We start from the raw sequence: 19424 nt of genomic DNA, 5'->3' as shown, positions 1-19424 counted from the left end.
AATGCTACGACGTTACTGCTGCGGCTGTTCGGTACCCTGCTGCATCGGCTGCGCCGGTGCAGTAGTCGTGGTCGAAGAGGTCGTCGACGTGTCAACCGGCTGGTTGGCGTTCTGTTCGGCAACCTGCTGCGCCTTCGTCTTGAACTCCGGAGCCGCCTTCAGCGTATCGGCGGTTTCGGTGGTCGTCAGCTTCAGCTTGTCCGTGTTGGGCTGCTCGGCGATCGTGATGCGATCAAACGGAACCGCTACGTCCTTTTCACCGAGACCCAGGAAGCCGCCGACACCGATTACGGCCGCTTCCACGCCGCCATCCTTCTTCATGATCAGGTCGTTGATCTCGCCGATGCTTTCGTCACCGGCATTGTAGACGCTCTGGCCGATATAGGTGCTGGCTGCGATCTGGTCGCTTGCCTGCTCGGTCAGATAGGTGGCGTCCGATTGCGCCATATCCGCGGGCTTGGTTTCCGTGATCGGCGGCTTCGTTTCAGCCTGATCGGCCGGAGCCATGGCGTCCGGGGCGGGCTGCGCCGGCTGCATCGTCTGCGGCTGTTCCATCGGCTTGGTTGCGTCCTGCGCGAAAGCCACCGGGGCGACAGTAAGACCCGCGAAGAGCGCGCCGGCTGCGACGGTTGTTACGAGTTTCTTGATCATCTCAAACTGCCTTTCCTTGACGTTTCGATCAGGGCGCGGCCTGGCTTCTGCCGCCAGGTCGACCGCGCCGGTGATATGGTGTCAACGCCCGGGAGCCCGAACGGTTCCGGAAAAAATAGTCAAAGTTTCAGGTCGAAAGGTCCGTTGCCGCTGAACGTGACCCTCCGCCGCGATTTTCCAAGGATTGTCGGCAATCTCGCGCGGACATGTATTTTGTTTTTCGAATATATGTATTTTAGTGATCAATTATGTACTTTGGGCCATTCATGAATTCTTGAGCGTTCTTGTCGATACTTGGCAGATGGCAGGAAATAGCGCGCAGCGTCGTCATCCTGTTATCCCGGGATGGTTTTCACGATGTTTTTGCCGCGCCGCTTTCTTTCTGTTTCCTTGCTCTCCGTTCTGGCGATGGCCGGCCTCGTTCTGATCGAGCGCAATCTTTTTGGGCTGCGCTATTTTTCGGAACGGGTTCCTGGCGTCGAGCCCTACAATCTCTGGCATGCCTGGGTGGCGCTGAGCCTGTCACTCGCGGCGGTTCAGGGCTTTACCCGCGATGCCGCCTGGCTGGGCGCGCCGGAGCTGCGGCTGGCGTCCGGCCGCGAGCTTGGGCTTTGTGTCGCCGGCTGGATGCTCGCCGTGCTGATGGCGCTGGTGTTCGTTGCCGATCCCCTCGGTTTCAGCCTTCTGGCGCGTGAAGACGGCCTGGTCGAATGGGCCTCTGCCCTGCTGATCTTCATCGCCAGCGGTTTCTTTGCGTTTGCTGCCGTCGGGCAACTGCGCGTGGTCCGTTCAGGAATGGGACGTCGCGCCTGGATGGCCGCGGCTTTTGCAGCGCTTCTGGCGCTTTGCTTCTTCGTGGTCGGCATGGAGGAGATATCCTGGATGCAGCGCGTCTTCGGTATCGCCACGCCGGAGGGCCTGCTCGCGCTCAACAAGCAGCAGGAATTGAACCTGCACAACATTTCCACCGGCTTCTCGGAACTGCTCTACTACACCGGCAGCTTCTTCCTTTTGACGCTGGCGCCCTTCGTCTGGCTCTATCTGCGCAAGAGCATCAGCCTTGACCGGCTCGATGCTTTCGCCCCGAGCGTGCTGGTGCTGGCGGCAAGCGCCCCGATGGCCGCCTTCAACAGCGACAACTGGAGCATGCTGCCGACGCAGATGATGGTGATGATGACCGTGATCATACTGCTGGTGATCGCCGATATCGCGCTGAGGGCGGGGCACTGGCGCGAGTTCATCGTGCTGACGGCAGGCGCCATTCTGATCGTCGCGATCCAGGAGCTGTTCATTCTCCAGGCTTCCACGCTCGTGCGCCTTTGGGACCCGACCGAGTACAAGGAGTTTTTCATTGCGCTCGGGCTCGCCATCTACGGCTTTGAAACCTGGTCGCGACTGCGTTCGCCGGCCGCAAGGCTTTCGCCGTTGGGCTCCCGTTCCCTGGCCGGATAAAAATACCCCGCCTGACGGGCGGGGTATTTTGAAACGCGTCTGCCTCGAACTGCGTCCGAAGCCGTCAGTGGCTTTCGCGCAGCACTTCGCTGCCGCTGCCGCCGACGAGGAAGTCGAGGTCCGCACCCTTGTCGGCCTGTAGCACCGTGTCCTGGTAGAGCTTGTAGTAGCCGCGGGTCCATTTCGGCGGCGGCGCCTGCCAGGCGGCCATGCGCGTCGCAAACTCTTCCTCGCTGATCATCAGGTTGAGCTCGCCCTTCATCGCGTCGAGGCGGATGCGGTCGCCGGTCTTGACGATGGCGAGCGGCCCGCCGGCATTCGATTCCGGGCTGACATGCAGGACCACGGTGCCGAAGGCGGTACCGGACATGCGGGCGTCGGACACGCGCACCATGTCGCGCACGCCCTTTTCGACGAGGCGCCGCGGGATCGGCATGTTGCCGACCTCGGCCATTCCCGGATAGCCCTTGGGTCCGCAGCCCTTGAGCACAAGGATCGTGTCTTCGGTCACCGGCAGGTCGGGATCGTCAATCTTCGCCTTCAGCTCCTCGATCGTCTCAAAGACATAGGCCGGACCTTCATGGACGAGGAGATGCTCGCTTGCGGCCGACGGCTTGATGACGGCGCCGTTCGGGGCAAGGTTGCCCTTGAGCACGCGAATGCCGGCGGCAGCCCGCAGCGGATTGTCGAGCGGGCGGATGACGTCGTCGTTGTAGACTTCGGCATCTTCCCAGTATTTGCTGATCGGCACGCCGAAGACTGTCGGCGCGTCGGCATGCAGCAGATGCTGTATGCGGTTCATCACCGCCGGCAGGCCGCCTGCATAGGCGAGGTCTTCGATCAGATACTTGCCGGACGGCATGCAGTTGACGATGCACGGCACCTGGCTGCCGACGCGGTCGAAATCCTCAAGACAGAGATCAACGCCGGCGCGGCCGGCGATCGCCAGCATGTGCACGACGGCATTGGTCGAGCCGCCGACGGCGGCGTTGGCAATGATGCCGTTCTCGAAATTCTTCTTGGTCAGCACCTTCGACAGGCGCAGGTCTTCATGCACCATCTCGACGATGCGTTTGCCGGTCATGTGCGACAGCGCCATGCGGCGGGCGTCGACGGCCGGCAGCGCCGCATTTGTCGGCAGCGACAGGCCCATAGCCTCGACGATCGACGCCATGGTGGTGGCCGTGCCCATGGTCATGCACACACCCGGTGAGCGCGACATGCCGCTTTCTGCCGCCATGAATTCCTGCATGCTCATATCACCGGCGCGTACGGCCTCAGAGAACTTCCAGACATCCGTGCCGGAGCCGATGTCCTTGCCCTTCCATTTGCCGTTCAGCATCGGGCCGGAGGAGACGACGATCGTCGGCAGGTCGACCGACGCCGCACCCATCAACTGGCCGGGGGTTGTCTTGTCGCAGCCGCCGAGCAGCACCACGCCGTCGATGCCATAGGCGCGGATCGCCTCTTCGACATCCATGGCGAGCAGATTGCGAAAGAGCATCGCGGTCGGGCGCATCTGCGTCTCGCCGAGCGAAGACACCGGGAACTCGACCGGGAAACCGCCGGCCTCCCACACGCCACGCTTCACGCCCTCTGCCAGAATGCGCAGATGGCTGTTGCAGGGCGTAAGTTCCGACCAGGTGTTGCAAATGCCGATAATCGGGCGGCCGTCGAAAACGTGGTCCGGAAATCCCTGGTTCTTCATCCAGGAGCGATGGATAAACCCATCCTTGTCGGTGCCACCGTACCAGTGACGGCTGCGCAGTTCTTTCTTCTTGTCGCTCATGCGAGCTTCCTCCTCACCATGCGATCAAACGCGTGGCTGAATTGTATGACTTTTTATTGGCGCTTCGCCAAGAGTTACTCGGCCAAGAATTTCCGGTCAGAGACGGAAAGACGGTTCGAACCGGCCCTTGACGCTGACGCCGAGATCGAAGGTCTTGCCGGCATGCGGGTCCGCCGCACGCGTTGCCTCGTCCATGTCCTGCCAGGCGGATGTGACCAGTATGCGGTCGGCCTTCGCTCCGATGAAGGCGGTGCAGCTCGGCTGGCCCGTCGGCACGGCGTAGCGCGCGATGCGCGCGCCGTCGGGGCGGTAGACATCGACCGTGCCGCTGCCCCAGCGGGCGTTCCAGATCAGGCCGTCGGCATCGCACACGGAGCCGTCGATGCCGCCGGCTTCGCCACTGCCGTCGACGAGCAGGCTAGGTTCGCCTTTCGGCAGCCCGGTCGCGGCGTCGATATCGACGCGCATCAGGTGATTGATGTCGGTATCGACGAAATAGGCGACGGTTCCATCCGGCGAGAAGCAGATGCTGTTGGGAATGGTGATGGCGGCATAGAGCTTCGTCACCTTGCTGCCGGCGACGTGATAGATCGCGCCGGAGCCCTTTTCGGCGCTGCGGCCCATGGTGCCGATCCAGAGCGAACCGGACGCATGAACCCGGCCGTCGTTCGAGCGATTGATGGGTTCGTCCTCAAGCGTGGTCAGCAGGCTGAAGGCACCGGTCCGCGTATCCCTGATGAAGAGGCCCTGGTCGGAGGCGATCAGCTGCCGGGTCGGATCGATGACGGCGAGCACGCTGCCGAGGAAGGGTAGGGCGTGCACGGTCTTGCGCCCGCTTTCGAGGTGCAGTTCATGCAGTTCCTGGCCCTTGATGTTGAACCACCAAGCGGTGCCGGTGGCCGGGTCATAGGTCGGACCTTCGCCGAGGATCGACGTCGCTTCGCAGAGAATGCTGCCGGAAAAGGGGATGGTGTCGCTCATCAGCGCGCTCCGTAGACGGCGTTGTAGGCCTTGATGGTGGCAACGGCGCGCTCGCGCACTTCAGCCGCGCTCATGCCGGGCTTGTAGAGGCTGGAACCAAGACCGAAGCTGCGGATACCGGCCTTGGCATAGTCGCCGAAATTCGCGTCCGAAACGCCACCGACGGCAGCGATTTCTAGCTCCGGCGGCAGGATCGCGCGGATCGCGGTGATGCCGGACGGGCCGAGCACGCTTGCCGGGAAGAACTTGAGGCCGGTGGCGCCCGCCGCCGCGGCCGAAAGCGCCTCGGTCGGGGTGAGCACGCCTGGCATGGTCACCATGCCCTTTTTGGCGGCGAGAGAAATCACCGCCGGCTCGACATTGGGGCTCACCATCAGGCGGCCGCCGACATCGGCGAGTTGTTCCACCTGTGCCGTCGTCAGCACCGTGCCGGCGCCGATCAGGCATCCCTCGGGCGCCATCTTCACGGCCGTCTCGATCGAGCGGAACGGATCGGGCGAATTCAGCGGGATCTCGATCGCGGAGAAGCCGGTCTCGATCAGGGCACCGACGACGCCTGCGGTTTCCTCGGGCTTGAGGCCGCGCAGGATCGCGATCAGCGGATACTTCATCGACGGAAAGGGAATTCGGGTCATGAGCGTGTCTTTCGTTCAGAGGGGCCAGATCGCCAGGGCGGCGGTCGAAAGGCCGGAGCGGACGGCCGTGTCGGCATCGACCACCTGAAGAGGGCAGTCGAGGCTTTCGAGCGCGGCCTGATAAAGCGTGCCAAGGGATCCGGAGGCGACGAGGCAGATGCTGTCGATCGTCTTGGCTGAAGCCAGCGCGCCGGCGATCTCCAGGCCGATCAGCGTGCCCGACAGCAATGCCTTGGCGTCGGTCGCGCTTGCGCCGTGCAGCAATTGGCCTGAGCGCGCGCCGAAGATCAGGCTGGTGGCGAGCGCCGGATTTGTGCGTGCCTCGGCCACCGCCGCCGCAAAGGCGGGATGATCGCCGGTAAACGCGTGCGCGTCGGCGATCGAGTGGCTGAGGATCGAGTGCTTGGAGATCACGTCGAACAATTCGCCGGTCATGAAGGTGGAAAAGCCGCTGACGGCGCCGTCTTCGAGCCGCACCCATTTGCTGTGTGTGCCCGGCATGCAGACGAGATGCCGGCCGCGACCGAGGTCGCTTGCCGCGCCGAGCAATTGCGTCTCCTCGCCGCGCATCACATCCGGGTGCCGCCGATCACGCTGCGCCAGACCCGGCAGGATACGGATGTCGCGATCGAGATCCGGCACTGCCACGGCATGGGAGGCGATATCGGCGAGCGCGGCCGGCGTATCGAGATAGCCGGCCTCGACCCAGCCCTGCTTGGCGCCGGCCATGCCGCAGATGATCGCCGGCAGGTGGCCTGGCGCATCGACGGCGGCCAGGTGCTTTTCGAGGATCGCATGGAACCCGGCCTTGTTGGCCGTGGTCATGCCTTCGCCGCTTCGGCGCTCGGCGAGCACCGAGCCATCCTCGCCGATGATCCACAGCCGGAAACTCGTGGTTCCCCAGTCGACTGCGGCATAATAGGCTGCCGTCATCAAAGTGCGCCTCCATCGATGATCATTGTTTGCGCGGTCATGCCCGACGAGCACGCCGACGCGAGAAAAAGGCAAGGGTCGACGAGATCGTCGGCGGTGAGGCTGCGCTTCAGGCACTGCCGTTCCTGCATGCCGGCGATTGCCGCGTCGCTCAGCCACAGTCGTTTCTGGCGCTCGGTGACGATCATGCCGGGCAGGATCGCGTTGACGCGGATGTTGTCCTGGCCGAGCTTTCCGGCGAGCGATTTGGTCAGGCCGACAATCGCGGCTTTCGCCGTCGCATAGGCCGGGATTTCGCCCATGTTGAGCAGATAGGCGATCGACGAGAAATTGACGATCGACCCGCCGCCGGCTTCGCGCATATGCGGTGCAACCGCCTGGCTCATGAAGAAGAGGTGCCTGAGGTTAACCGCCTGGCTCTCGTCCCAGCTCTCTTCGGTCACGCTTTCCAGTGGCTCGCGATCGTCGCGCGCCGCATTGTTGACGAGCACGTGGATCGCGCCGAGAGCGGCCGCCGCAGTCTGCGCGGCCTTTTTTACCGCTTCGATGTCGCGCAAATCGGCGGGAATATAGACCGGTGCCGTGCTTGCCTTGATGGCGAGCCTTTCGACGAGGTCGAGGCTTGCCCTCTCGTCGATATCGACGAAGGCCACCCGTGCACCCTGGTCGACGAAACCCTCGACAAGCGCTGCGCCAATGCCGGAACCGCCACCGGTGACCAGCACCGCGCGGTCTTTGAGATCATGAAATTGTGCCTTCGGCACCGGCATATTCCTGTATCCCCGATCAGTCCGATGGTGAAGAGTTGTTCCATTATTTGGAACTTGATTTTATCATATGGAATTATCACGTCGAAGGGTCTACCTTGTCAAGGTCGCGCGCCCGATCGCGCGACTGCAATCGGAAACAAACAAGCGAGCGACGATGACGGGTGAAGCGGCAGGCGGAGGGGACGAAGTGCGTGCGGAGGCTGGCACGGGCACGCTCGGCAAGGCAATCACCGTCCTGGAAGCGGTGGTCACCGCCGATGGCCCGCAGCGTTTTACCGATATTCTCGCCCGGTCCGGCCAGCCGCGCGGCACGTTGTACCGGCTGCTCAGCCATCTGGTCGAGGAAGGGCTGCTGATCCAGCGCCGCGACCTCTCCTATGAGCCTGGCCTTCGGCTGCTGACGCTGGCCTATCGCTCCTGGTCCGCCAATCGCTTTCGCGATGTTGCCGAGCCGCACCTGCAGCGATTGCACGAACTGACCGGCGAGACCGTGCATCTCGGCATCCTGCGCGAGACCGAGATCGTCTATGTCGACAAGGTGGAGAGCCGCCAGACGGTGCGCATGACTTCGCAGATCGGCAAGGCGTCGCCGGCCTATTGCACCGGCATCGGCAAGGCGGCGCTGTCCTTGCTTGGACAGCCGGAGTTGGAAGGTATTTTGGCCCGAACCGAGTTTCACGCCTTCACGCCGCACACCCATCGCTCGGCTGCCACCTTGCTGGCGGAGATCGAGGAAATCCGGCGCGACGGCCACGCTTTCGACCGCGAGGAACATGAGACGGAGATCCGCTGCGTTGCAGCACCTATCCTCATTCCCGGCAGCGAACTTGCGGCCGGCCTGTCGGTAACCGGGCCCGCCTATCGGGTGACCATGGAGCAATTGTCGGCCTGGGCGGCCGCGGTTCGGGCAGCGGCGCAAGCGGTTGGCGAGGACGCGGCGATCCGTCTTGGGCCCGGCCGTGGTGGACCTTGAATTCACTTTACGGTAAATTAGAAACATCGACTGGACGTGGCGCGTCTCGCTCGATAGCTTTAATATATCAGACTCAGGTTCGTGGATGGTCTTAGTCTGGTTCGTTTTTGGTATTGGTATAAATTTTTGACGTGATCTTCATGCGGCGTCAGCGGCCGGTTCCCGCATGGAACCGGATGTGGAGAAGGGCGGAAGATGATTGATTTCAGCGCGAATTTGTCAGCGTTGGCGCTTCCTGATGGGCGAACCATCCGTGGGCCGATTTGTTGCGAAGAGGATATCAGGCGCGTGATCGCCCAGGTTGCGGATTCCTACGGTTTCCGTGGTTTCCTGGTGCTTGCCATTCCGGAAACGGAAAGCAACAGCCTGTCCGTCAACGCCTTGATGACGAACTACCCGGCCGCCTTTCTCAAAGGCTATGACAGTGCCGGCTTGATCAATGGCAGCCCGGTGATCCAGCGGCTTCGGCGCAGCACCATCCCCTTTACCTACGACGCGCACCAGCTTGCGCGCCGCCGAGCCGACGGCAAGGGCGATGCGGCGGTCTGCGTCTTCGAGCAGGCGAACATGCCGCGCGGCCTCTATCTGCCGGTGCACGATGCGAGCGGCCACCGCGCCGCGATCGCCTTTGGCGGCGACCGCCCCGTGGTTTCAAATGACGAGCTTCAGGAGCTCAACCTTTGGGCCGGCGTGCTCTACAGCAAATACACGGAGGTGCGCGATCGCGACAAGCGCGGTGCGGGAAGCCTTTCACGCCGCGAGGTCGAGTGCCTGCGCTGGGCGGCCGCCGGCAAGACCACCAGTGAAATGGCGAAAATTCTGGCGCTGTCCGAATATACCGTCAACCACTACCTCAACCGGGCAACGCGCAAGCTGGATTCGGTCAATCGCGTTCAGACCGTTGCAAAGGCCGTGCGCGCCGGGTTGATCAACTGATCGCCGGCACGCGTCGTGCGCGAGCTGATGGCAATATCGGCCTTCACGAGGGGAAATACACAGACTTTTGGGTCGAAGCGGCAGGGATTTTCGATCATCTGTTGGCATTGGCAGGCGGCTCGGTCTATTTGATACGTGATGAATGCCATGGAACGCGCGAATGCAGGATACGATGACGACCGGGATGACTGACGCAGATCTGCCCCGGGGCGGCGATTTCGCGTCCGAGATCGCAAAGCTTGAGACCCAGTTCGATATCATCCGCTATATGCGGCGGATCACGCAGGTTTTTGGCTTCAAGACGTTTCTGATCTGCTCGATCCCCTCGATCGACGTGGAGCGCCTCGCCGCGAGCACCGTCATCTCCAACATGCCGGCCGAGCTGCTGAATAAGTATGACAGCCTGTCGATGCTGCGCTTCAGTACCGGCGTGCGCCGCCTGCGCGAGACGACGACGCCGTTCCAGGTGACGCTTGCAGCCTGGGAGGGAGAGGGCGGCAAACCGGAATCGGCGGCCGAATACATCGAGATGCTGCGCGAAAACGGTATCTTCCAGGCAAGCTACTTCCCGGTTCATGACGCCGAGGGCGGCCGCGGCGCGGTCATCCTGATGGGCCCGCTGGTCGAGCTGCCGATGACCGTCACCATGGAACTGCAGATGATTGCAATCCATGTCTATAACCGCCTCGCCGAAATAGGCTCCGTGTGGAAGAGCAGCGGCGCAGCACTTTCGGAGCGCGAGATCCAGTGTTTGAGCTGGACGGCTGCCGGAAAGACCAGCGCCGAGATCGCCGGCATCCTCGGGCTCTCCGAGCATACGGTCAACCACTACCTCAACCACGTGACCAAGAAGCTCGACGCCGTCAACCGCACTCAGGCGGTCGTGAAGGCGATGAAGAAGGGCTACATCAGCTAGCCCCAAGTCGGCCCTGCGCCGCAAGCCTCTTCCTGAATGTCCTCGACCTGATGCGATCGAAAGAAGCTTGGGGAAGCCCGGCATGCTGTCGCCAAGGTTCCGTCATCTGGGCGATCTGCTCCATCCTTGGACGATTTGCAGACGGTTGCTCAGAAACTGGGCATATGCCATCGCCGGCCGATGAATGGCGGTCGAGATTATCTTTTTGAAATTGCTGCTTATTTCCGCCAGATCTGAAACTGGCACGCATCCTGCATTTCTATTGGCATGTCCAGAGGGGACTAAAAAGAAGACAGCGCCCAAGAAGGTCGCGACCGAAAGGGCCACTGCCCGCCTTAAAGGTGATCCCGGATGTACGGACACCGAGGCGGGTGGTGGCCCTTCCTTTTTCCGTTATGTCGCATTGGCGAAGCGCCCCGCCTCGACTATCTAAGAGATAACAAAAGAATGAGAGGGCGCGATGCCGGAAGTCACGAAAGAAGTAGTGCTCGAAAAGTTGCGCACGGTGCGTGGCCCGGGCATGGAAGGCAATATCGTCGACCTCGGGCTCGTGTCTGATGTCTTCATCTCCGACGGCAAGGCCTATTTCTCGATCACCGTGCCGGCCGAACGCGCCAAGGAGCTGGAGCCGATGCGGGCTGCAGCCGAGCGCGTGGTGCGTGACATTCCCGGGATCACCGCGGCAATGGTCGCTCTGACGGCCGACCGCAAGGCAGCCGCAGGCAGCGCGCCGGTGCAGCGCCCGCAGCCGCAGGCACCGTCCCATGCAGGCCACTCCCACGCCCCGCGTCCGGCTGGCGGACCGCCCGCCAAGGCGGGGATCCCCGGCGTCGGCGCGATTATCGCCGTCGCTTCGGGCAAGGGCGGTGTCGGCAAGTCGACCACGTCGGTCAATCTGGCGCTGGCACTCCAGGCAAACGGCCTGAAAGTCGGTCTGCTCGATGCCGATATCTACGGCCCCTCGATGCCGCGGCTACTGAAGATTTCCGGCCGGCCGCAGCAGATCGAGGGCCGGCTCATCCGCCCGATGGAAAATTACGGCCTCAAGGTCATGTCCATGGGTTTCCTCGTCGATGAGGAAGTGGCGATGATCTGGCGCGGACCGATGATCCAGTCGGCGCTTCTGCAGATGTTGCGCGAGGTCGCCTGGGGCGATCTTGACGTGCTCGTCGTCGACATGCCGCCGGGCACGGGCGACGCCCAGCTCACCATGGCCCAGCAGGTGCCGCTTGCCGGTGCCGTCATCGTCTCGACGCCGCAGGACCTGGCGCTGATCGATGCGCGCAAGGGCCTTGCCATGTTCCGCAAGGTGGAAGTCCCGGTGCTCGGCATCGTCGAGAACATGAGCTACTTCGTCGCGCCCGACACCGGAAACCGCTACGACATCTTCGGGCACGGCGGCGCCCGCAAGGAGGCAGAACGCATCGGCGTGCCCTTCCTCGGCGAAGTGCCGCTGACGATGGGAATTCGCGAGACGTCGGATGCAGGAACGCCGCTGGTCGCCTCCGACCCGGCAGGCGAGGTCGCGCGCGTCTACCGCGATATCGCGACAAAGGTCTGGGAACAGGTATCGGCCACGCAGCAGGACAAGAGCCGCGCCGCGCCGAACATCGTGTTCGAGTAGTTTGTCTCGAAGTGGTTCTGCCCGGCTGCCGGGCACGAATCGTTTTGCCCTTGATTCGGTTTTGATTTAAGCAAACATGCTATAGGGTGGCGCCGAACTGGCGGCGCATGCCCGCGTGCCGGATTGCAAGAGGGCATTGATTTTGCGTTTGCGTTGCGCCATATGCCTTGCCGCACTTGCGAAGGTGCCCAACTTGACGCCCTCTCGCCCGAGATCTTGGCCTCTCGCGATGACTGAGTTGAAGACTTTGTCCTGACTGGCGGAACGTCCCATCCGATGGATCTCTATTGTGGGTATTTTGTGGCGCACGACCTTTCGCCTCTTCCATTCGACCCTAAGGTTGGCATGACGAGGACGCTCGCATGATCACCGGCTATTGCGCCGATGGCACGGCCGTCGTCCTGACGCCCGCCGACCCGCCCGAGAGCTTGCGTTCGGACCTCATCTGGCTGGATCTGGTCGAGCCGAACAAGGCGGAAGATCTGATGATGGAAAAGCTGCTCGGCATTTCCATCCCGACGCGCGACGACCTCAAGGACATCGAGCCTTCGAGCCGTCTCTATATCGAGGAGAACGCCGTGTTCATGACGGCGTCACTGGTGTTTCGTTCGGACACGGAGATACCCGGCCTGACCGACATCGGCTTCATCCTGGCGGGTAGCCGGCTCGTCACCATCCGCTATGCCGAGCCCCGATCCTTCGCCCTCTTCAAGGCGTCGATGCACCGCTTCCCCGGAAATTGCCGAGACGGCGCGGTGGTTTTGACCCGGCTCCTGGAAACGATCGCCGACCGGACCGCCGAAATTCTCGAAGAGGCCGTGACCAAGATCGACGATCTGTCGATCGCCGTCTTCGGCGACAAGGCCGCCGGCAAGCGCCGCCCGCCGCATTTTCTCGAGGCGCGCCTGCGCGACGTTGCCGGGCATCATCGTCTGGTCGCCAAGACCCGCGACAGCCTCGCCTCGCTCTCGCGCCTGCTGACATTCGTCTACACCGTTCCGCAGGTGCAGGACGACAAGGAAACGCGCGAACTCTGCCGCTCGATTTCGCGCGACATCCAATCGCTGTCCGAACATGCCGGGTTCATTTCCGGCAACATTACCTTCCTGCTCGATGCATCGCTCGGCCTGATCAACGTCGAGCAGAACGCCATCATCAAGATCTTCTCGATCGCGTCGGTCGTGCTTCTGCCGCCGACGCTGGTCGCCTCTGTCTACGGCATGAACTTCCGCGTCATGCCCGAGCTGGAATGGCAATTCGGTTATCCCTGGGCGATCGCGGCGATGGTGATATCGGCCGTGATCCCCTTTTTCTTTTTCCGCTGGAAAGGCTGGCTTTGAACGCCAGTAGGTTTGCATGACCCAATCGCATGCCCCTTCCACTCATGAGCCGAAGGACCTGCGCCGTCTGCTGGTCCTCGGGCTTGGTTCGATCGGTGTCGTCTATGGCGATATCGGCACCAGCCCGCTCTATGCCTTTCGCGAAGCGTTGCGCCCGGTTTCCCATGACGGTGTGACCGATGCGGAGATCATCGGCCTGATCTCGCTGATGATCTGGACGCTGACGATCATCGTCACGATCAAATACGTGCTGTTTCTTCTGCGCGCTGACAACCAGGGGGAGGGCGGTACGCTGTCGCTGCTTGCCCTGTTGATGAAGTCCGCCAACGGCCACGCCGCCATCCTCTTCTTCATGGGCATTGCCGGCGCCGCGCTCTTTATCGGCGACGCGATGATCACGCCGGCGCTGTCGGTTCTTTCGGCGGTCGAAGGTCTGAAGCTGGTGACGCCGGCGCTGTCGGAATATGTCGTGCCGATCGCGGTGGTCATCCTGTTGATGCTCTTTGCGGTGCAGTCGAAGGGAACCGCGGCGGTCTCGAATTTCTTCGGTCCGATCACGCTCGTCTGGTTTCTGGTGATGGGCGGCATCGGTTTCGTGCACATCTCCGACGACTTATCGATCTTCAAGGCCTTCAATCCCTACTACGCCGTGAGCTTCATGCTCAGCGAAGGCTATGTCGGCATCATCGTGCTCGGCGCCGTCTTCCTGACGGTGACCGGTGCAGAGGCGCTCTACGCCGACCTTGGCCATTTCGGCCGCCGGCCGATCCAGTGGGCCTGGTTCCTGATCGTCTTTCCGGCATTGACCCTCAACTATCTCGGCCAGGGCGCCTTCGTCCTGAAGAACCCGGAAGCGATGTCCGACCCGTTCTTCCTGATGTTCCCGAAATGGGCACTGCTGCCAGTGGTCATTCTGGCGACGGCGGCAACCATCATCGCCAGCCAGGCGGTGATAACCGGTGCCTTCTCGCTGACGCGCCAGGCGATCCATCTCGGCTTCCTGCCGCGCATGGCGATCTTCCATACGTCCGAGACCCATACTGGCCAGATCTACCTGCCGAACGTCAACACGCTCCTGATGTTCGGCGTCATGGCGCTGGTCTTCGTCTTCGGTTCGTCCGAATCGCTGGCGACCGCCTACGGCATCTCGGTGACCGGCGCGATGGTGGTGACGACGGTGCTTTCCTTCGAGTTCCTGCGCATGCGCTGGAACTGGTCGGCGCTTGCGGCCGCCGCTGTGCTGTTGCCGCTCTTCGCGCTGGAGTTCATCTTCCTCGGCGCCAACATGCTGAAGATCCACGACGGCGGCTACGTTCCGGTGCTGATCGCCGCCACCTTCATCATCATCATGTGGACCTGGCGGCGCGGCACCGAAATCCTGCACGCCAAGACCCGCCACATCGACATACCGCTGGCGAGCTTCATCAAGTCGATCGAGCGCAAGAGCGAACATGCGCCGGTGGCCGTGCCCGGAACCGCCGTGTTCCTGACGAGCGATCCGGAATCGACGCCGGCCGCACTGCTCCACAACATCAAGCACAACCACGTGCTGCACAATCAGAACTTCATCCTGACGATCCGCACGGCCAATACGCCGAAGGTGCCGAAGTCGGAACGGGTGAGCATGCAGCCGTTGTCGGACCGGTTCACATTGCTCGAAATGCGCTTCGGCTTCATGGAAACGCAGAACGTCTCGCAGGCGCTCGGTCTCTTCCGCAAGTCGGGCCTGAAGTTCGACATCATGTCGACGTCCTTCTATCTCGGCCGCCGCAAGCTCGTGCCCGATGCCGAGAGCGGCATGCCGCACTGGCAGGACCGGTTGTTCATCGCGCTTGCGAATGCGGCAATCGATCCATCGGACTACTTCCGCCTGCCGACCAACCGCGTGGTCGAACTCGGCTCGCACGTGATCATCTGACGTTCGCCCGGTCCTTGGCCGGGCGCGAGATGGGCCGGATATACAACGCGACGAAGCCGCCTTCCGATGGGGAGGCGGCTTCGTTGCGTTGTGGGGGCATCCACCTTTCAGCGATCGCGCATTAACCAAACATCAAGGTTAATGCTTCATTTTCAAAGCACGAACGGAGCAGTCCCGGCGAAGTGTCCGGTTGCTTGATTGTCTAATCTTCCCGCGCGGAATTCTCGACGCTGGCGCATAGCCGGCGCGGGCGAAGCCGTGCCGCCTGATAGCGTTGCGTGGAGTCGGTTGGTGCGTAAGAGTCGGAACCTGCGTATAAAGTCTCGCCTGAACCCGTCCGCCTGGATGGCGCCCGCGATCATCGGCCTTGCGCTTTATCTCGGCTTTCCCTCGTCTGCGGCCTATGCCGACCTCGCGACCTTCCTGTCCGGCATCAACCGGGGCGGCGAGCGCTGGCGCATGTATATGACGCCGTCGCCGGCCGGCTCGATCCACGAAGCCGAAATGGTGTTTGCCGATCCGGTCACCACGGGCGCGCTTGACGGCGGCGCCGGCATCACCATGCCGGACGGCAGCCGCGTCGCGCTGACCGCGGAAACCAAACATTCGGGCACGCCCGACGAAGACCGCGTCAACCGTCAGGCCAAGAAGGGCCGCGTCGTCGCCGTGACCCCGGTAACGCCGCCGAAGGATTTCTCCGCCGGCTCCATCCTGCAGCGCACCAGCTCCCTGATGGAGCCAAGCCTGGGGGAGGGGGAGAAGATGGTCTTCGCCAAGTCCCGCATCGAAGGCAAGGAGATCGAGATCGCCACCGCCTTCTACCGGAAGACGCCGCCAAAGGCGGAGCCCGGCGTTTCGCCGATGCTGGCCAAGCTCGTTACCAATGATCGCCCCGACATTCTTGCGACTGCTTACGTCCGGCCCGAGCCGGACTACGCGCGTGAATCGCCCTTCGATTCGATCCTGCGCGAAGACAGGAACGCCGGTCGCTTCATTCCCGAGATTGCGCCGGACGACCACGCCTGGGCCGCCACCGCATTGCCGGGGTCGGTCTTCAGCAAGGAAGAGCAGACCTGCCTGGCCGAAGGCATCTACTTCGAAGCCCGTAGCGAGCCGCTCAAGGGTCAGGCCGCGGTCGCGCAAGTGATTCTCAATCGCGTGCGCAATCCCACCTATCCGAAGACCATCTGCGGCGTTGTTTATCAGAACAAGGCCTGGCGCAACCGTTGCCAGTTTTCCTTCGCCTGCGACATGATACGCGACCTTATTTATTCCCGCTCGCACTGGAAGACCGCCAAGGAAGTCGCCATGGCCGTCACCGCCGGCAAGATCTGGCTGCCGGAAGTGGGCTCTGCCACCCATTACCACGCAACCTACGTCAATCCGCCGTGGGCGAAGACGATGAAGCGGGTCGGCAAGATCGGCATGCATATATTCTATCGCACCTATGGCGGCGGCTGGAGCTGATCCGCGCCCGACGCGATTCCGCCGCCTTTCCTGCGCACACGCGGAAGGGGGATTCCCGCCGGTCTCCGGCCGGAATCCTGCGGCGACCTTGTCGAAGATCGATGAACGTGTGCTTAACCCATTGAATTTCATGGAAAACATTGTCCACGATCAAGCGACCTGCACGCCTTGACTATGCGGGTGCCTAAAACTATGTTGCGCGCGACTTCAAATGGGGCCGAAACGTGGCTTGTGCGAAGGCCTATTGTATGACCGAAATCGCGGTCTGAGACCCGATAAGGACGACAAGGGAGTAGCCACGTGGCGGAGAAACCTGAAGAAAGTCTGGAAGCGCGGCTGAAGCAGCTCGGCGACAAGATTGAGGCCAAGAGGCCCAATACGCCTGATGTAGCGGAAGCCAGGGCCGCCGAAAGCCGTAAAGGTTATGCGGCGGCGATGAAGCTCTCGAGCGAGTTCATCGCCGGCATCGTTGTCGGGGCGTTTCTGGGCTATCTTTTGGACCACTTTGCGGGTACAGGGCCGTGGGGATTGATTATCTTCCTGCTTCTCGGCTTCTGCGCTGGCGTGCTGAATGTGCTGCGCTCGGCCGGTATGGTGGCGACACCGGAAGCCGGAAGAGGCGGTTCTGGGAATGACAAGAAGGACGGCGACGCCCGCTGAGGCGTTGCCCCGAAGAAAACGGTTTCCGCTCTCGGGCGGGTAGAACGAAAGAGAAGCGCGGTGTCAAACGATCCGACCCACCAGTTCTTGGTCAATAAGATTGTCCCGATCGAAATTGGCGGAATGGACTTTTCCTTCACCAATGCGTCGCTGTTCATGGTTGCGACCGTGGGTGTTGCCGCAGGCTTTCTTTATCTGACGACGTCGCAGCGCGGTCTTATCCCGACCCGCATGCAGTCGGTCTCGGAAATGTCCTACGAATTCATCGCCTCGATGCTGCGCGAAGGTGCCGGCAGCGGCGGCATGAAGTTCTTCCCGATGGTGTTCTCGCTGTTCATGTTCATCCTGACGGCGAACCTGCTCGGCATGATGCCCTACTTCTTCACGGTCACCAGCCAGATCATCGTCACTTTCGCTTTGGCGCTGTTCGTCATCGGTACCGTCATTCTCTACGGTTTCTACAAGCACGGTCTCGGCTTCCTGAAGCTCTTCGTGCCGCATGGCGTTCCTGGCGTCCTTCTGCCGCTCGTCGTCGCGATCGAAGTCATCTCGTTCCTTTCCCGCCCCATCAGCCTCTCGGTCCGTCTTTTCGCCAACATGCTGGCCGGCCACATCACGCTGAAGGTCTTCGCAGGCTTCGTCACCTCGCTCAGCGCCCTCGGCGCGGTCGGCATCGGTGGCGCCATCCTGCCGCTCATCATGACCGTCGCCATTACCGGTCTTGAGTTCCTCGTCTGCTTCCTCCAGGCCTATGTCTTCGCGGTACTGACTTGCATGTACCTCAACGACGCTGTCCATCCCGGAAGCCACTAAGGAATAACAGTCGCTTGCTTCCGGCCGGACCTCCGCCGGAAGCGCAATCCTAAGCCGCAACACCATTCGAAGGAGTTCAAACATGGAAGCGGAAGCAGCAAAGTACATCGGCGCAGGTCTCGCTTGCCTCGGCATGGCCGGCACGGCTCTCGGCCTCGGCAACATCTTCGGCAGCTACCTCTCTGGCGCGCTGCGTAACCCGTCGGCTGCTGACGGCCAGTTCGGCCGCCTCGTATTCGGCTTCGCCGTTACGGAAGCTCTGGGCATCTTCTCGCTGCTCGTAGCCCTGCTCCTCCTCTTCGCCGTCTAATATCGGCTGGAGTTTCGGCCGCGACCCGTCAAAAGGTCGCGGCCGCGCATATTCTTGAGTGCACCTGGAGGTGAGCATGTTTGTGACCGCGGCTTATGCCCAGCAGTCAACCACCACTGAAGGCGCCGAAGCACACGATGCCGCTGCGGCCGGTGAGGTGCACACCGAAACGGGTGTGGCTCACGAAGGCGAGGCTGGCTCCGGCGTGTTCCCGCCCTTCGATACGACCCATTTCGCATCGCAGCTGCTTTGGCTCGCGATCACGTTCGGCCTCTTCTATCTCCTGATGTCGAAGGTCATCATTCCGCGCATCGGCGGAATTCTGGAAACCCGTCACGATCGGATCGCTCAGGATCTCGATGAAGCGTCCCGCCTCAAGGGCGAAGCCGACGCTGCCATCGCTTCCTACGAGCAGGACCTGGCAGCCGCCAAGTCCAAGGGTCACAAGATCGCCGACGACGCCCGCGAATCCGCAAAGGCCAAGGCCAATGCTGACCGCACCGCCGTCGAAGCCGACCTTGCCAAGAAGATCTCGGCTGCAGAAGACCGCATCGCCGACATCAAGGCAAAGGCACTGGCCGACGTCGGCGCCATCGCCGAGGAAACCGCAACGGCTGTCGTCAAGCAGCTGATCGGCGGAACCGTCACCAAGGCCGAGATCACCGCTGCCGTCAAGGCATCGGCTGGCAACTGAGGAGCACTGAACTATGCATCTTGATGCAACTTTCTATGCCTTCGTTGGCCTGATCCTGTTCTTCGTCCTGATTGCCTATCTCAAGGTTCCGGGCATGGTCGGCAAGGCGCTCGACGCCCGCGCCGAAAAGATCGGCAACGAGTTGACCGAAGCCAAGCGCCTGCGCGAAGAAGCACAGGGCCTCGTCGCTGAATACCAGCGCAAGCGCAAGGATGCCGAAGCGGAAGCTGCTGGCATCGTCGCTGCCGCCCAGCGCGAAGCCGAAATGCTGACCGCGGAAGCCAAGCAGAAGACCGAGGAATACGTCGTTCGTCGCACGGCTCTTTCGGAACAGAAGATCAAGCAGGCCGAAAGCGACGCGATCAACGCGGTTCGTTCCGCTGCCGTCGATCTCGCGATCGCCGCTGCCGAGAAGGTCATTGCCGCCAAGGCCGACGCCGGCGCCCAGAGCGATCTGTTCAAGAAGGCACTTGGCGACGTCAAGGCACGCTTGAACTAAGCGCTCGGACATTCGATTGGAGAAAGCCCCGCTTCGTGCGGGGCTTTTTTTATGCCTGTCTGC

19 protein-coding genes are annotated in these 19424 nt (G+C 62.1%); 13 read left to right on the top strand and 6 right to left on the bottom strand.

Going from position 1 to position 19424, the window contains the following annotated elements; genetic code table 11:
* Nucleotides 1-12: 12 nt before the first annotated feature.
* On the bottom strand, nucleotides 13-651 hold the full coding sequence (locus tag BLU15_RS07500; RefSeq protein WP_060516403.1) for a PRC-barrel domain-containing protein: 639 nt from the start codon (nucleotides 649-651) through the stop codon (nucleotides 13-15).
* Nucleotides 652-1008: 357 nt separating this feature from the next.
* Here BLU15_RS07500 and BLU15_RS07495 point away from each other — a divergent pair, with 357 nt between their 5' ends.
* Complete coding sequence (locus tag BLU15_RS07495) at nucleotides 1009-2103, top strand: YfhO family protein (RefSeq protein ID WP_143034206.1); 1095 nt, start codon at nucleotides 1009-1011, stop codon at nucleotides 2101-2103.
* A 64-nt stretch (nucleotides 2104-2167) separates the two neighbouring features.
* On the opposite strand, the gene BLU15_RS07490 is transcribed toward BLU15_RS07495, so the two are convergent.
* From BLU15_RS07490 to BLU15_RS07470, 5 genes are all read right to left on the bottom strand, one after another.
* Nucleotides 2168-3892, bottom strand: coding sequence for an IlvD/Edd family dehydratase (locus BLU15_RS07490; RefSeq protein WP_090294865.1), 1725 nt, complete (start codon nucleotides 3890-3892; stop codon nucleotides 2168-2170).
* Between the two features lie 96 nt (nucleotides 3893-3988).
* On the bottom strand, nucleotides 3989-4873 hold the full coding sequence (locus BLU15_RS07485; RefSeq protein WP_090294864.1) for an SMP-30/gluconolactonase/LRE family protein: 885 nt from the start codon (nucleotides 4871-4873) through the stop codon (nucleotides 3989-3991).
* Nucleotides 4873-5508, bottom strand: coding sequence for a 2-dehydro-3-deoxy-6-phosphogalactonate aldolase (locus BLU15_RS07480; RefSeq protein WP_060602126.1), 636 nt, complete (start codon nucleotides 5506-5508; stop codon nucleotides 4873-4875). Before BLU15_RS07480 ends, BLU15_RS07485 begins: the two co-directional genes overlap by 1 nt.
* Before the next feature lie 15 nt (nucleotides 5509-5523).
* Nucleotides 5524-6444, bottom strand: a complete 921-nt coding sequence (locus BLU15_RS07475) for a 2-dehydro-3-deoxygalactonokinase (RefSeq protein ID WP_176960277.1) — start codon at nucleotides 6442-6444, stop codon at nucleotides 5524-5526.
* Nucleotides 6441-7211, bottom strand: a complete 771-nt coding sequence (locus BLU15_RS07470) for an SDR family NAD(P)-dependent oxidoreductase (RefSeq protein WP_090294861.1) — start codon at nucleotides 7209-7211, stop codon at nucleotides 6441-6443. Before BLU15_RS07470 ends, BLU15_RS07475 begins: the two co-directional genes overlap by 4 nt.
* A gap of 154 nt (nucleotides 7212-7365) precedes the next feature.
* Between BLU15_RS07470 and BLU15_RS07465 the strand changes: the two genes are divergently transcribed.
* The 12 genes from BLU15_RS07465 to BLU15_RS07410 all read left to right on the top strand — a co-directional run bounded on the left by BLU15_RS07465 (nucleotide 7366) and on the right by BLU15_RS07410 (nucleotide 19361).
* On the top strand, nucleotides 7366-8184 hold the full coding sequence (locus tag BLU15_RS07465; protein ID WP_176960276.1) for an IclR family transcriptional regulator: 819 nt from the start codon (nucleotides 7366-7368) through the stop codon (nucleotides 8182-8184).
* A gap of 195 nt (nucleotides 8185-8379) precedes the next feature.
* Nucleotides 8380-9120, top strand: a complete 741-nt coding sequence (locus BLU15_RS07460; protein ID WP_090294858.1) for a LuxR family transcriptional regulator — start codon at nucleotides 8380-8382, stop codon at nucleotides 9118-9120.
* Between the two features lie 142 nt (nucleotides 9121-9262).
* Nucleotides 9263-10036 (top strand): LuxR family transcriptional regulator, encoded by a 774-nt coding sequence (locus BLU15_RS07455; RefSeq protein WP_051659571.1) that lies wholly within the window; start codon nucleotides 9263-9265, stop codon nucleotides 10034-10036.
* A gap of 460 nt (nucleotides 10037-10496) precedes the next feature.
* Nucleotides 10497-11660 (top strand): Mrp/NBP35 family ATP-binding protein, encoded by a 1164-nt coding sequence (locus BLU15_RS07450; protein WP_034801037.1) that lies wholly within the window; start codon nucleotides 10497-10499, stop codon nucleotides 11658-11660.
* A 362-nt stretch (nucleotides 11661-12022) separates the two neighbouring features.
* Nucleotides 12023-13000, top strand: coding sequence for a magnesium transporter CorA family protein (locus BLU15_RS07445; RefSeq protein ID WP_034801039.1), 978 nt, complete (start codon nucleotides 12023-12025; stop codon nucleotides 12998-13000).
* Nucleotides 13001-13016: 16 nt separating this feature from the next.
* Nucleotides 13017-14918 (top strand): potassium transporter Kup, encoded by a 1902-nt coding sequence (locus tag BLU15_RS07440; protein ID WP_034801041.1) that lies wholly within the window; start codon nucleotides 13017-13019, stop codon nucleotides 14916-14918.
* A 345-nt stretch (nucleotides 14919-15263) separates the two neighbouring features.
* Nucleotides 15264-16385, top strand: coding sequence for a cell wall hydrolase (locus BLU15_RS07435; protein WP_060516388.1), 1122 nt, complete (start codon nucleotides 15264-15266; stop codon nucleotides 16383-16385).
* Between the two features lie 300 nt (nucleotides 16386-16685).
* Nucleotides 16686-17045 carry an AtpZ/AtpI family protein gene (locus BLU15_RS07430; RefSeq protein WP_034801042.1) on the top strand — a complete coding sequence of 120 codons (360 nt, stop codon included), beginning with the start codon at nucleotides 16686-16688 and terminating at the stop codon, nucleotides 17043-17045.
* 60 nt (nucleotides 17046-17105) lie between these two features.
* Complete coding sequence (locus tag BLU15_RS07425; protein ID WP_043620932.1) at nucleotides 17106-17858, top strand: F0F1 ATP synthase subunit A; 753 nt, start codon at nucleotides 17106-17108, stop codon at nucleotides 17856-17858.
* An 82-nt stretch (nucleotides 17859-17940) separates the two neighbouring features.
* Nucleotides 17941-18168, top strand: a complete 228-nt coding sequence (locus tag BLU15_RS07420; protein WP_025426100.1) for a F0F1 ATP synthase subunit C — start codon at nucleotides 17941-17943, stop codon at nucleotides 18166-18168.
* A gap of 76 nt (nucleotides 18169-18244) precedes the next feature.
* Nucleotides 18245-18862 carry a F0F1 ATP synthase subunit B gene (locus tag BLU15_RS07415; RefSeq protein WP_034801046.1) on the top strand — a complete coding sequence of 206 codons (618 nt, stop codon included), beginning with the start codon at nucleotides 18245-18247 and terminating at the stop codon, nucleotides 18860-18862.
* 13 nt (nucleotides 18863-18875) lie between these two features.
* Entirely contained in the window at nucleotides 18876-19361 is a 486-nt protein-coding gene (locus tag BLU15_RS07410; RefSeq protein WP_034801048.1) for a F0F1 ATP synthase subunit B, read from the top strand.
* Nucleotides 19362-19424 lie beyond the last annotated feature (63 nt).

Origin of the sequence: Ensifer sp. YR511, assembly GCF_900103045.1 — a bacterium.
Lineage (GTDB): Bacteria > Pseudomonadota > Alphaproteobacteria > Rhizobiales > Rhizobiaceae > Ensifer > Ensifer adhaerens.
Note: the sequence above shows the minus strand (reverse complement) of the source record. Positions and strands in the feature narration are given on the sequence as shown.